This is a genomic window from Streptomyces sp. NPDC020958 (genome assembly GCF_055562175.1).
Window position 1 is genome coordinate 225,672 of the sequence record NZ_JBVHFU010000012.1, and the last position, 13,066, is coordinate 238,737.

Sequence of the window (13,066 nt, forward strand, 5' to 3'; positions counted from 1 at the left end):
GGCAGGTCAGCGCCCTTCTTCGAGCCAGGTGGCATGCGGGCCGTCCAGCACGATGTCCCAGTGGTACCCCATCGAGAACTCCGGCACGGACAGGCTGTGGTCGTAGGTCGCGACCAGCCGCTGCCGGGCCGCGTCGTCCGTCACCGACTGGATGATCGGGTCGTACGGGAACAGCGGATCGCTGGGGAAGTACATCTGCGTCACCAGCCGCTGCGTGAACGCCGAGCCGAACATCGAGAAGTGGATGTGCGCCGGTCGCCAGGCGTTGAGGTGGTTGCGCCAGGGGTAGGGACCCGGCTGGACGGTGGTGAAGCGGTAGCCGCCGTCGGCGTCGGTGAGGGTACGGCCGACGCCCGTGAAGTTGGGGTCCAGCGGAGCGTCGTGCTGCTCCCGCTGGTGGGCGTACCGGCCGGCCGAGTTGGCCTGCCAGATCTCGATGAGCTGCCCCCGCACCGGCCGGCCGGCGCGGTCCAGCAGCCGCCCGGAGACCGTGATCCGCTCCCCGATGGGCTCGCCGTGGTGCTGCCGGGTCAGATCGTTGTCGATCTCGGTGATGTCCCGCTCCCCGAAAGCGGGGGAGTGCAGCTCCACCAGCTCCGGGTCCTTGCTGGTGTCGATGGCGACCAGCGGCTGCTTCGGATGCCGGAGCAGGGAGGACCGGTAGGGGGCGTAGTCGCGCCGGGGGTGGTGCTCGACGGGGGCGCCCTCGGCCACGCGCTTCTCGTAGGCGGCGTGTTCGGCGGCGATCTCGCGGTCGATGTCGGCTTGGGTGAGTGTCATGAGCCGTGTCTCTCAATTAATCAGGGCACTGAGTATTTCGGCGATCTGCTTCTCACGCTGCCACCGGCTGGGCTACCCGTCAAGGCCGAGTATCGTTCAGTGCACCAACCAACTCGGAGCAGGGAGCGCATATGGCCGCGGTGGACCTCACCACCCACCCCGGGCACCTGGCCCGGCGCCTCCAGCAGGCCCACTACCTGCTGTGGAACACGATGGTCTCGGAGGAGATCACCTCGCCGCAGTTCGCCGTCCTGAACGCGCTGGTCGCCGAGCCGGGGCTGGACCAGCGGACCGTGGGGGAGAGGGTGGGCCTGGACCGGTCGACCATCGCCGAGGTCATCAGCCGGCTCACCCGGCGCGGGCTGCTCGACAAGGTGCGCGACCCGCAGGACGGCCGCCGCTTCCTGCTGCGCCTCACCGACGTCGGGCTGCGCACCCACCGCAAGCTCGTCGTGCGCACCGCCCGGATGAACCAGGTCTTCCTGGCTCCGCTGTCGGCCGCGGAACAGACCCAGTTCTTCGAGCTCATCCGCCGTGTCGCGGACGCGGCGGAGGGGCTGCGCAACCCCGGGGAGCCGCCGGCCGGCCAGGGCTGATGCCGCTGCCGGCCCTCGCCGTGGCCGGGGGCGGTTCGGGCGGAAGCGCCCGGGTACCCGGCCGGGGCCGTGAAGTCGAGCGCGTGGCCGCCACCGGCGCACGCGACAGAGGGAGCGCGAGCCATGAAGGCAGTCACCTGGCAGGGGCGGCGGGACGTACGGGTGGAGGACGTACCCGATCCCCGGATCGAGGAGCCCACGGACGCCGTCATCCGCATCACCTCGTCCGGCCTGTGCGGTTCGGACCTGCACCTGTACGAAGTGCTCACCCCGTTCATGACCCCGGGTGACATCCTCGGCCACGAACCCATGGGGATCGTGGAGGAGACCGGCTCCGAGGTGCCGAACCTGCGCCGGGGCGACCGGGTCGTGGTGCCCTTCCAGATCGCCTGCGGGCACTGTTACATGTGCTCGTCCGGCCTGATGACCCAGTGCGAGGTCACCCAGGTCACCGGCGAGGGCATGGGCGCCGCCCTGTTCGGCTACACCCGCCTCTACGGCGCGGTACCCGGCGCCCAGGCCGAGTACCTGCGCGTCCCGCAGGCCCACTACGGCCCCATCAAGGTGCCCGAGGGGCCGCCCGACGACCGCTTCGTCTACCTCTCCGACGTGCTCCCCACCGCCTGGCAGGCCGTCGAGTACGCCGCCGTACCGCCCGGCGGCACCGTCGCCGTCCTCGGTCTCGGTCCGATCGGCGACATGTCCTGCCGGATCGCCAAGGCGCGCGGGGCCGAGCGGGTGTTCGGCATCGACCTGGTGCCGGAACGGCTGGCGCGGGCCGGCCGCCGGGGTGTCGAGACGTACGACCTGCGGGTGTTCGACGACGAGAAGGAACTGGTGCGGGCGATCCACGACGTGACCGACGGCCGGGGCCCGGACGCCGTGATCGACGCCGTCGGCACCGAGGCGCACGGCAGCGCCGCCGCCAAGCTGGCCCAGACCGCGACCGGGCTGCTGCCCCGCAAGATCGCGGGACCGCTCGCGGAACGCTTCGCCGTCGACCGGCTCGGCGCCCTCCACATGGCGATCGACCTGGTCCGCCGCGGCGGCACGATCTCCCTCAGCGGGGTGTACGGCGGGATGGCCGACCCGTTGCCGCTGCTCACCCTCTTCGACAAGCAGATCCAGCTGCGCATGGGCCAGGCCAACGTCCGCCGCTGGACCGACCGGATCATGCCGTACCTGATCGACGAGGACCCGCTCGGCGTGGCGGACTTCGCGACCCACCGGCTGCCGCTGTCCGAGGCACCGCACGCCTACGAGATGTTCCAGCGCAAGCAGGACGGCGCGGTCAAGATCCTCTTCAAGCCGTAGCCGCAGCTCACGACCCCAGGATCTCCGCGAGGTCGTACCGCACCGGCTCCTCCAGCTGGGCGTAGGTGCAGCTGTCCGGTGCCCGGTCCGGGCGCCAGCGGCGGAACCGGGCCGTGTGCCGAAAGCGCGCCCCGTTCTCCATGTGGTCGTACGCCACCTCCGCCACTCGCTCCGGCCGCAGCGGGATCCAGGAGAGGTCCTTCCTGCCGGACCAGCGGCTCGGCGCCCCCGGCAGCCGGGCCGACTCGTGCGCCGCCTCCTCGGTCCAGGCGGCCCACGGGTGCCCGGAGACGTCGGCCATGCGCAGCGGCTCCAGCTCCTCGACCAGCTCGGCCCGCCGCTTCATCGGGAACGCGGCCGACACCCCCACGTGCTGGAGGGCGCCCCGGTCGTCGTACAGGCCGAGCAGCAGCGAGCCGACCACCGGGCCGCTCTTGTGGAGCCGGTAGCCCGCCACCACGACGTCGGCGGTCCGCTCGTGCTTGACCTTGAACATGGCGCGCTCGTCCTGGCGGTACCGCAGGGTGAGCGGTTTCGCGATGACCCCGTCGAGTCCGGCCCCCTCGTACTGCTCGAACCACTGCCGGGCCACCTCGACGTCGGTCGTCGCCGGGGCCAGGTGCACGGGCGGCGTCACCCCGGACAGCGCCCGGGTGAGCAGGGCGCGGCGGTCGGTCAGCGGGACGTCCAGGAGGGACTGGTCGGCCAGGGCCAGCAGGTCGAAGGCGACGAAGGAGGCGGGCGTCCGCTCCGCGAGCGTCCGCACCCGGGAGTCCGCCGGGTGGATCCGCTCGGTCAGCGCGTCGAAGTCCAGCCGGCCCTCCCGGGCGATCACGATCTCCCCGTCGAGTACGCAGCGTTCGGGCACACGCTCCGTCAGCGCCGCCACCAGCTCCGGGAAATACCTGGTCAACGACTTCCCGGTGCGGCTGCCGAGTTCCACCTCCGGGCCGTCCCGGAACACGATCGCGCGGAAGCCGTCCCACTTCGCCTCGTACTGCATGTCCGGTGGGATCCTCGCCACCGGCTTGGCGAGCATCGGCTTCACGGGCGGCATCACCGGCAGATCCATGCGTCCGACTCTACGAGCGCTCCCCGCGCCCCGCTCGTCGCGCGGCGCGGGCCGATGTGCGGGGCGGGGACGGTGCGCCTACCGTGGCCGCATGGCTGATGCGGTGGAACTGGAGGTGGCCGGGCGGACGGTACGGCTGTCCAGCCCGGACAAGGTGTTCTTCCCGGAGCGCGGTTTCACCAAGCTGGACGTCGCCCGCTACTACGCGGCCGTGGGACCCGGCATCCTGCGCGCGCTGCGCGACCGCCCCACCACCCTCCAGCGTTACCCGGACGGCGTCGAGGGCGAGTGGTTCTACCAGAAGCGGGCGCCCAAGGGCATGCCCGGCTGGATCCCCACCGCGCACATCACCTTCCCCAGCGGCCGCACCGCCGACGAGATGTGCCCCACCGAAGAGGCCGCCGTGGTGTGGGCGGCGCAGTACGGCACCCTCACCTTCCACCCGTGGCCGGTGCGCCGCACCGACGTCGACCGCCCCGACGAGCTCCGCATCGACCTCGATCCGCAGCCCGGCACCGACTTCGCCGACGCCGTCCGCGCCGCCCACGAACTGCGCGCCGTCCTCGACGAGTTCGGCGGACTGCGGGGCTGGCCCAAGACCTCCGGCGGCCGTGGGCTGCACGTCTTCGTGCCCATCGAACCGCGCTGGACCTTCACCCAGGTCCGGCGCGCCGCGATCGCGGTGGGCCGCGAACTGGAACGCCGGATGCCGGACCGGGTGACCATCAAGTGGTGGAAGGAGGAACGCGGTGAGCGGATCTTCGTCGACTACAACCAGACCGCCCGCGACCGCACCATCGCCTCCGCCTACTCCCTGCGGCCCCGCCCGGACGCCCCCGTCTCCGCGCCGCTGCGCTGGGTGGAGGTCGACGACGTCCGCCCGGAGGACTTCGACCTCGTCACCATGCCGGCGCGGTTCGCCGAGGTGGGCGACGTGCACGCCGACATGGACGACCACGCCTTCTCCCTCGACCCGCTCCTGGAACTCGCCCGCCGTGACGAACACGACCACGGCCTCGGCGACCTGCCGTACCCGCCCGAGTACCCGAAGATGCCGGGCGAGCCGAAGCGCGTCCAGCCGAGCCGGGCCCGGCCCGAACAGCCCTCCTGACGCGCCGGCCGTCCCGGGCGCCGTCCGCGCTTCCTGACCTCCTGTCACGCGGGGCTATGCTGATCGGCAGCCGCCGACGAGGAGGACCGAGGTGTCCGAGGCAGTGTCGCGCCCCACTCTGGAGGCCGTGGCCGCGCGGGCCGGGGTGTCCCGGGCGACCGCCTCCCGGGTCGTCAACGGCGGCGACGGCGTGCGTGAGCCCCTCGTGGCACGGGTCCGGCAGGCGGTCGAGGAACTCGGCTACGTCCCCAATCAGGCGGCCCGCTCCCTGGTGACCAGACGGCACGACGCCGTCGCCGTCGTGATCGCCGAACCCGAGACCCGGATCTTCACCGACCCCTTCTTCGCCCTCCAGTTGCGCGGCATCAGCAAGGAACTGACCGCCCACGACAACCAATTGGTGCTGCTGCTCACCGAGGGACGGGACGACCACGCGCGGGTCGCCCGCTATCTCGCCGGCGGCCACGTCGACGGCGCGCTCGTCTTCTCGCTGCACCTCGACGACCCGCTGCCCGGCCTGATCGAGGGCGCCAAGGTCCCCACCGTGTTCGGCGGGCGGCCCGGCTGGAGCGACGGCTCGAACGACGTCGTGTACGTCGACTGCGACAACCGGGGCGGCGCCCGGGACGCCGTACGCCATCTCGCGGGCCTCGGCCGGACCCGGATCGCACACATCACCGGGCCCCTGGACCAGACGTCCGCGGCCGACCGCCTCGACGGCTACCGGGACGTCATGGGTCAGGCCGACCCACGGCTGGTCGTGGCCAGCGACTTCACCCCGGCCGGCGGAGAGCGCGCCATGGCCGAACTCCTCGACCGCTGCCCGGACGTCGACGCCGTGTTCGCCGCCAACGACCTGACCGCGCTCGGCGTCCTGCGCGTGCTGCGTGAACGCGGTCGCCGGGTGCCCGAGGACGTGGCCGTGATCGGGTTCGACGACCTCCTGCCCGTGACCGAGCAGGACGGACCGTCGCTGACGACGGTCCGTCAGGACATCGAGGAGATGGGCCGGCTGATGGCCCGGCTGCTGCTGCACGGCCTGCACCGAAGCGAGTCGGCGGGCACGCCGTCCAGTGTCATCCTGCCCACGACACTGATACGGCGCGCTTCCGCCTAGCCGGCCTCCGACGGCCCGGGTCGGGCTCAGCCCTGTTGCGGCCGGCTGTTGATCACCGCGAACCGGGCGCCGTACGGGTCGGCCAGCTTGGCCATCCGGCCCACCCCCTCCAGCGTGGTGGCCGGCATCCGCACCCTGCCGCCCGTCTGCTGGGCCTTCTCGACCACCGCGTCCGGGTCCTCCACCTCGAAGTACGGCAGCCAGTACGCGCCCACCTGCGCCTCGGCCGGATCCTCGGCCAGCGGCACCATCCCGCCGAACATCGACGCCTCGTCGCCGCCCGCCGGATTGACACAGGTGTAGGTCCCACCGGGGAACGGCGCTGCTGAGGTCTCCAGACCCAGCACCTTGGAGTAGAAGGCGGCGGCCGCCGCGATGTCCGCGGTGTACAGCTCGACCCAGCACAGCGAACCCGGCTCGCCGGCCACGTCGACGCCCTTCCTCGACGCGGGCTGCCAGATGCCGAAGGGCACGCCCGCCTGGTCGGACAGAAGCGCCACCCGGCCCTGGTCCAGCACGTCCGTCGGCTGGAGGAGGACACCGCCGTGCGCCTGTTCGGCGGTCTTGGCGGTCGCCTGCGCGTCCTCGCTTTGGAAGTAGACCGTCCAGGCCGGCGGGCCCTGCTCCGGTGCGGTCCCCACACCGCCGGCCACAATCCGGCCGTCGAGCTGGAAGAACCCGTAACCGCCGGCGTCGGGCCCAGCCGACTGGAACCGCCAGCCGAAGAGACCGTTGTAGAAGGAGACGGCGCCGTCGATCTCGGGCGTGCCGAGGTCGATCCAGTTGGGAGCGCCGTCGACGAAACGGGTGGTGAGCATCATCGCCCTCCTCGTAAGGGTCCCGTTGTCTGCTCCACCGAGTCTTCCACCGCCCACTGACAATCAGGGCCGGACCACGCCCACCGAACCGGATCCGTGCCGCGCGCCGCCGTGCACGGGCGTGGCACGCGGGCGCATCATCGACACCGGTGCGGTGGGCCGGACCCGCGTTGAGCGGGCGTTGATCGAACGTTTTTCACCGCACGGCACGATCCTGGCCATGCACTTCGACACCATGACCATGCCCCGCACGCCCGTCCCGGCCTGGCAGGCGCAGGCGCTGTGCGCGCAGACCGGGGGCGACTTCTTCTTCCCCGAGCCCGGCAGCTCGGTACGCGAGGCGAAGCGCATCTGCGGTATGTGCGAGATGCGTTCCGCCTGCCTTGAGTACGCGCTGGACAACGACGAACGCTTCGGTGTCTGGGGCGGGCTCTCCGAGAAGGAACGCCTGCAACTGCGCCGGGCGTCCCGCTGAACCGGACGCCGCGCCAGGTGCCCCCGCCCGCCGTCCCGGGGGGTCAGGCGCCGGCGCGGGCCGCCATCCGGGCCTTGCGAGCGGCCAGCTTCTCGTCGAACTTCAGGGCTTCCGCGTTCAGTCCGCCCATGAACAGGCCGAGTTCCTCCTGCGCCTGCAGGCCCTCGGGGCCGAGCCCGTCGATCTCCAGGACCTTCAGGTGGCGCAGCACCGGCTGGAGCACGTCGTCGTGGTGGATGCGCATGTTGTAGACCTCGCCGATCGCCATCTGCGCGGCGGCGCGCTCGAAGCCCGGGATGCCGTGGCCGGGCATCCGGAAGTTGACCACGACGTCCCGCACCGCCTGCATGGTCAGGTCGGGGGCCAGCTCGAAGGCGGCCTTCAGGAGGTTGCGGTAGAAGACCATGTGCAGGTTCTCGTCGGTCGCGATGCGGGCCAGCATGCGGTCGCAGACCGGATCACCGGACTGGTGGCCGGTGTTGCGGTGCGAGATACGGGTCGCGAGTTCCTGGAAGGCCACATAGGCGACCGAGTGCAGCATCGAGTGGCTGTTGTCCGACTCGAAGCCCTCGCTCATGTGCGACATCCGGAACGCCTCCAGCTTGTCCGGGTCGACCGCGCGCGAGGCGAGCAGGTAGTCACGCATGACGATGCCGTGCCGGCCCTCCTCGGCGGTCCAGCGGTGCACCCAGGTGCCCCAGGCGCCGTCCCGGCCGAACAGCGAGGCGATCTCATGGTGGTAGCTGGGCAGGTTGTCCTCGGTGAGCAGGTTCACCACCAGGGCGATCCGGCCGATCTCGGTGACCTTGGACTGCTCCTTCTCCCAGGCCTGCCCGTCCTCGAAGAAACCGGGGAAGTTACGGGCGTCGGTCCAGGGCACGTACTCGTGCGGCATCCAGTCCTTGGCGACCTTCAGATGGCGGTCCAGCTCCTTCTCGACCACTTCCTCCAGGGCGTACAGCAGCCGCGCGTCGGTCCAGGCGGACGAGCTGCCGAGGTGGGGAGAAGTGATCGTCACGAGAACTCCAGGGGGACGCCGAACAAGGGGGAAGGAACGCAAATGAACCGGCGAGCGGGGCCGGGAACCTACGAGATCGTAGGCTACGAATCCGTAGGTTACGAAGCCGTAGGTTAAGTGCGCTGTAAAGATCGCTGATCAGGTGCTGTGCGCACGGCGAATCGGGACATGTCAACCAGCCCCGGGATCCGCAGGTCCCGGGGCCGGAGAGGCGAATCGATCACCCGTCAGACGTACAGCTCCCGGAGTCGGACGGAGAGGCACGTCACACATCCTTCCAGCTTCTCGAACTCGGAGATGTCCACCGTGACGACGTCGTGGCCGAGATCGGTCAGCAACTCCGCGGTCTTCGGGGCGCTCGCCGACATCAGCAGCTTGCCGCCGCCGAGCAGCACCACGTGGGCGCCCGCGTCCTCGGGCACCGCCAGGAAGCCCGGGAACAGCGACGGCCGGTCCACGTTCGGGATGTGCCCGAGAATCGTCCCGTCGGGGAGCGCGGTCACCGCCGACTTCAGGTGCAGCACCTTGCTCACCGGCACCGCCACCACCCGGGCACCCAGCGGTTCGAAGGCGGCCCGCAGTTGCTGCACCCCGGCCGCGTTGGTCCGCCCGCCGCGGCCGACGTAGACGGTGTCGCCGACCTTGAGGACGTCACCGCCGTCCAGGGTGCCCGGCTCCCACACCCAGTTGACCGAGCAGCCGAGGCGGGCCACCGCCTCCTCGACGCCCGCGGTCTCGGCCCGCCGGGACTCGGCGCCGGGCCGGGTGATCAGCGCCACGTTCCTGAACATGACGACCGTGTCCTCGACGAAGACCGAGTCCGGGCAGTCGTCCTCCGGCTCCACCTCGATGGTCTCCCAGCCGTGCGCGCGCAGTGTCTCCACGTACGCCTCCCACTGCTCCCGGGCGAGCCCGGCGTCGACCTTCTCCCGCTCGATGTGCGTCACCAGGCCTTCGGCGAGGTGCGGGCTGGGGCGGCGGACGAGGGCCTTCTTGCTGGGCACGTCGGGTCTCCGGGGTCGGGGGCGCGGTCCGGCACCCGTCGTGGGGGTGCCGGACCGCCATCATGCAGGGCGCGCCCGTGTCGACAAAACCCCTGTTGTCAGGCTGTGCCCTCGGCGAGACGCGCCACCTCCTCCGGCGTGGTGGCCGTCAGCCCGCCGTCCGCCATCAGCAGCCAGCGGGTGATCCCGATCGACTCCAGGAACGGCACGTCGTGACTGGCCACGACCAGGGCGCCCTGGTACGACTCCAGGGCCGTGGTCAGCTGCCGGACGCTGGCCATGTCGAGGTTGTTCGTCGGCTCGTCCAGCATCAGCAGCTGCGGGGCGGGTTCGGCCAGCAGCAGCGCGGCCAGGGCGGCCCGGAACCGTTCGCCGCCGGAGAGAGTGGCCGCCTTCTGGTCGGCGCGGGCGCCCCGGAACAGGAAGCGCGCCAGGCGCGCCCGGATCCGGTTGTTGGTGGCGCCCGGCGCGAACCGGGCCACGTTCTCCACGACGCTCGCCTCGTCGTCGAGGATGTCGAGGCGCTGGGGCAGGAAGCGCAGCGGCACATGCGTGTGCGCCTCGCCCGCGACCGGCGCCAGTTCACCGGCGATCGTGCGCAGCAGCGTCGTCTTGCCCGCGCCGTTGCGCCCGATCAACGCGATCCGCTCGGGGCCGCGCAGATCCAGGATCCCCTCGACCCGCGAACCGTGGGCCAGCTCCAGGTTCTCCAGGGTGAGCACGTTGCGGCCCGGCGGCACGGCCGTGTGGGGCAGTTCGACGCGGATCTCGTCGTCGTCCCGTACCGCCTCCACCGCCTCGTCGAGCCGCTCCCTCGCCTCGGCGAGCCGCTCCTCGTGCATGATGCGGTGTTTGCCGGCCGACTCCTGCGCGGCCCGCCTGCGCGCCCCCATGACGATCTTGGGCTCGCGTTTCTGCTCGTACATCTTCTGCCCGTAGCGCTTGCGGCGGGCCAGTTTGACCTGGGCGTCGGAGAGTTCGCGCCGCTGCTTGCGGACGTCGGCCTCCGCGACCCGCACCATGCGCTCGGCCGCCTCCTGTTCGGCGGCGAGGGCCTCCTCGTACGCCGAGAAGTTGCCGCCGTACCAGGTGACCTCCCCGGCGTGCAGGTCGGCGATCTGGTCGACCAGGTCGAGGAGTTCGCGGTCGTGGCTGACCACGATCAGCACGCCGGGCCAGGAGGTGACGGCCGTGTACAGGCGCTTGCGGGCGTACAGGTCGAGGTTGTTGGTGGGCTCGTCGAGCAGCAGCACGTCCGGACGGCGCAGCAGCAGCGCGGCCAGCCGCAGCAGCACCGACTCGCCGCCGGACACCTCGCCGACGGTCCGGTCCAGGCCGATGTGGCCGAGCCCCAGTTCGCCGAGGGTGACCAGGGCGCGCTCCTCGACGTCCCAGTCGTCGCCGAGGGTCTCGAAGTGCGCCTCGGACGTGTCACCCGCCTCGATGGCGCTCAGCGCGGCCCGGCGGGCGGCGATGCCGAGCACCTCGTCGACCCGCAGCGCGGTGTCCAGCGTGACGTTCTGCGGCAGGCAGCCGACCTCGCCGGCCACCTTCACGGTGCCGTCGGACGGGGTGAGCTCGCCGGCGACGAGCTTCAGAAGGGTTGATTTCCCTGATCCGTTGACGCCGACCAGGCCGGTGCGGCCGGGTCCGAAGGCGACGTCCAGGCCCTCGAAGACGGCGGAGCCGTCGGGCCAGGAGAAGGACAGGGCGGTACAGGTGACGGAAGCAGACATAGGGCGCCTCGCGGTTGCTTGCGGTGTCGGGGGCAATCGCGTGTCGAGACACCGCGGGGCAGCAGCCGAGGGGCGGGGAAGGGTCCCGCGCCGGAGGACGGCTCGTACGCCGAGGTCGAACGCCACAGACACACCTCTCGGGTGTGACGCGGTGTCTCAGGACCTCAGACGAGCAACGTCCTTCTCCAATCGACGACAACAGGACGTGGAACAGGCTAGGAAGACGCCTGGAGGGGTGTCAAAGGATTTAACGCGGTCAGTGCCGTGCGGGCACGGTGGTGGTTCAGCAGGCGTCAGCAGGCGTCCCGCATCAGTTCGGCGAGGTCGTGGTCAAGGTCCAGCTGGAGGTGTTCGAGACCGGCCGGCACCAGCTCCCCGGTGGCCTCCAGGAACCGGGTGATCTCGCTCGTGCGCACATGGACCACGGCGGTGCCCTCGGGGGCGTGGAACTCCAGCACCGTCCGGTCGTACCCGTACGGCCGCACCCGCACGTCCCCGTCACCCTCCGGGGCGTGCAGCCCGGCCGCGAGCAACTCGCGGGAGAACGTCCAGCAGACGTCGACACCCTCCAGGGTGGCCGGCGCCGGGAAGGTCATGCGGACGGCGAACGGGTCCTCACGGTCGTAGTGCAGCGTGGCGGGAATACTCGGCATGCGCGGCGACGCGGCGACCAGGCGGGCCTCTACGGGCTGCTCGATGACGATGGACAACGCCTTGCTCCCTCATGACGGCTGAACGAATATCCGGGCGGGTGACCTGGCACTGGAAGAGACGACCGGCACGGACCATCCGTGCACATGAAGTGCGAGTGACCTCTGTCACCGGGCTTATTCACACCGTCGGCTTACCCCTGGTGGGACCACCGTGCCCTCTTTACGCCACCGGGACGGTGGGCTAGCTTCGCGCGCCATGAGGCGTATGGGGAGCACGCGACGGACCGGACGGGTACGACGGACGAGGCGGGTGGCGGCGGTGGGGGTGGCGTGCACGGCGGTCCTGGCGGCGTTGACCGCCGGCTCCGCGCGGGCCGCGACTCCCGCGCCGCACTGGGCGCTGAAGGACACCGGCACCCCGGACGTGCGCTTCCGCGGCCTGGCCGCCGTCGACCGGGACACCGCCTGGCTGGCGGGCACCGGCGGCACCGTGCTGCGCACCACGGACGGCGGTGCGCACTGGCGGAACGTCTCGCCGCCGGGCGCCGGCGACCTCCAGTTCCGGGACGTGGAGGCGTTCGACGCCCGCCACGCGGTGGTCCTGGCCATCGGCGAGAGCGAGGCGTCCCGCGTCTACCGCACCGAGGACGGCGGCACGACCTGGACCGAGTCGTTCCGCAACACCGACCCGGCGGCCTTCTACGACTGCCTGGCCTTCTTCGACCGCCGCCACGGCCTCGCCGTGAGCGACCCGGTCGACGGCAGGTTCCGCATCCTGTCCACCGGCGACGGCGGCCGCACCTGGCGGGTGCTGCCGAACGCCGGCATGCCGGCCGCCCTGGACGGGGAGGCGGGCTTCGCGGCGAGCGGCCAGTGCCTGGTCACCTCCGGACCCGAGGACGTCTGGCTGGCCACCGGCGGCGGCGCGCACGCGCGCGTGCTGCACTCCGCCGACCGCGGACTGACCTGGACCGCGGCCGACACGCCGATCCCGGCGGGCGACCCCGCCAGGGGCGTCTTCGCCCTCGCCTTCCGCGATCGCGCCCACGGCCTCGCCGTCGGCGGCGACTACCGTGCGGACCAGCCCTCCCCGCGGGCGGCCGCGGCCACCCCGGACGGCGGCCGGAGCTGGCGGCCCGCCGCCACCCCGCCGCCCGGCTACCGCTCCGGCGTCGCCTGGCTCCCGCACAGCCGCACGGCTGCCCTCGCCGTCGGCCCCACCGGCACCGACCTGACCACCGACGGCGGCCGTACCTGGGTGACCGTCGACACCGGCTCCTACGACACCGTGACCTGCACCCCGGACCTCAGCTGCTGGGCGGCCGGCGAACAGGGCCGGGCGGCGCGCCTGGAGGGCTGACCTCCAGGTACC

Annotated in this window: 13 protein-coding genes; 6 read left to right on the forward strand and 7 right to left on the reverse strand. The window is 71.7% G+C overall.

Translation table 11 applies throughout. The annotated features are described in order from the left end of the window. Positions 1-6: 6 nt before the first annotated feature. Positions 7-780: a protocatechuate 3,4-dioxygenase subunit beta gene (gene pcaH, locus ACZ3KP_RS29860; protein ID WP_467503091.1), complete on the reverse strand. Its 774-nt coding sequence runs from the start codon at positions 778-780 to the stop codon at positions 7-9. A gap of 131 nt (positions 781-911) precedes the next feature. Here pcaH and ACZ3KP_RS29865 point away from each other — a divergent pair, with 131 nt between their 5' ends. Both ACZ3KP_RS29865 and ACZ3KP_RS29870 read left to right on the forward strand, forming a co-directional pair. Then, on the forward strand, positions 912-1,376 hold the full coding sequence (locus ACZ3KP_RS29865; RefSeq protein WP_467503092.1) for a MarR family winged helix-turn-helix transcriptional regulator: 465 nt from the start codon (positions 912-914) through the stop codon (positions 1,374-1,376). 123 nt (positions 1,377-1,499) lie between these two features. Continuing rightward, positions 1,500-2,690, forward strand: a complete 1,191-nt coding sequence (locus ACZ3KP_RS29870) for a zinc-dependent alcohol dehydrogenase (protein WP_467503093.1) — start codon at positions 1,500-1,502, stop codon at positions 2,688-2,690. A gap of 7 nt (positions 2,691-2,697) precedes the next feature. On the opposite strand, the gene ACZ3KP_RS29875 is transcribed toward ACZ3KP_RS29870, so the two are convergent. Then, the gene (locus ACZ3KP_RS29875) at positions 2,698-3,762 is read right to left on the reverse strand and encodes an ATP-dependent DNA ligase (RefSeq protein WP_467503095.1); all 1,065 of its coding nucleotides are present in this window, start codon (positions 3,760-3,762) and stop codon (positions 2,698-2,700) included. A 91-nt stretch (positions 3,763-3,853) separates the two neighbouring features. Here ACZ3KP_RS29875 and ligD point away from each other — a divergent pair, with 91 nt between their 5' ends. Beyond that, on the forward strand, positions 3,854-4,873 hold the full coding sequence (gene ligD / locus ACZ3KP_RS29880) for a non-homologous end-joining DNA ligase (RefSeq protein WP_358981853.1): 1,020 nt from the start codon (positions 3,854-3,856) through the stop codon (positions 4,871-4,873). A 91-nt stretch (positions 4,874-4,964) separates the two neighbouring features. Beyond that, positions 4,965-5,990 (forward strand): LacI family DNA-binding transcriptional regulator, encoded by a 1,026-nt coding sequence (locus ACZ3KP_RS29885; protein ID WP_467503096.1) that lies wholly within the window; start codon positions 4,965-4,967, stop codon positions 5,988-5,990. Positions 5,991-6,016: 26 nt separating this feature from the next. On the opposite strand, the gene ACZ3KP_RS29890 is transcribed toward ACZ3KP_RS29885, so the two are convergent. Next, positions 6,017-6,808, reverse strand: coding sequence for a VOC family protein (locus tag ACZ3KP_RS29890; protein WP_358981883.1), 792 nt, complete (start codon positions 6,806-6,808; stop codon positions 6,017-6,019). A 181-nt stretch (positions 6,809-6,989) separates the two neighbouring features. Between ACZ3KP_RS29890 and ACZ3KP_RS29895 the strand changes: the two genes are divergently transcribed. Beyond that, the gene (locus ACZ3KP_RS29895; protein ID WP_467503179.1) at positions 6,990-7,283 is read left to right on the forward strand and encodes a WhiB family transcriptional regulator; all 294 of its coding nucleotides are present in this window, start codon (positions 6,990-6,992) and stop codon (positions 7,281-7,283) included. 43 nt (positions 7,284-7,326) lie between these two features. Here ACZ3KP_RS29895 and ACZ3KP_RS29900 read toward each other — a convergent pair whose 3' ends face one another. From ACZ3KP_RS29900 to ssgD, 4 genes are all read right to left on the reverse strand, one after another. Next, positions 7,327-8,301 (reverse strand): acyl-ACP desaturase, encoded by a 975-nt coding sequence (locus tag ACZ3KP_RS29900; RefSeq protein WP_467503097.1) that lies wholly within the window; start codon positions 8,299-8,301, stop codon positions 7,327-7,329. 227 nt (positions 8,302-8,528) lie between these two features. After that, entirely contained in the window at positions 8,529-9,305 is a 777-nt protein-coding gene (ddaH, locus tag ACZ3KP_RS29905; protein ID WP_467503099.1) for a dimethylargininase, read from the reverse strand. A gap of 98 nt (positions 9,306-9,403) precedes the next feature. Further along, positions 9,404-11,041, reverse strand: coding sequence for an ABC-F family ATP-binding cassette domain-containing protein (locus tag ACZ3KP_RS29910; protein ID WP_467503100.1), 1,638 nt, complete (start codon positions 11,039-11,041; stop codon positions 9,404-9,406). A gap of 293 nt (positions 11,042-11,334) precedes the next feature. Continuing rightward, positions 11,335-11,751 (reverse strand): spore wall synthesis regulator SsgD, encoded by a 417-nt coding sequence (gene ssgD / locus ACZ3KP_RS29915; protein ID WP_358981846.1) that lies wholly within the window; start codon positions 11,749-11,751, stop codon positions 11,335-11,337. Between the two features lie 208 nt (positions 11,752-11,959). Here ssgD and ACZ3KP_RS29920 point away from each other — a divergent pair, with 208 nt between their 5' ends. After that, positions 11,960-13,054 (forward strand): WD40/YVTN/BNR-like repeat-containing protein, encoded by a 1,095-nt coding sequence (locus tag ACZ3KP_RS29920; protein ID WP_467503101.1) that lies wholly within the window; start codon positions 11,960-11,962, stop codon positions 13,052-13,054. Positions 13,055-13,066 lie beyond the last annotated feature (12 nt).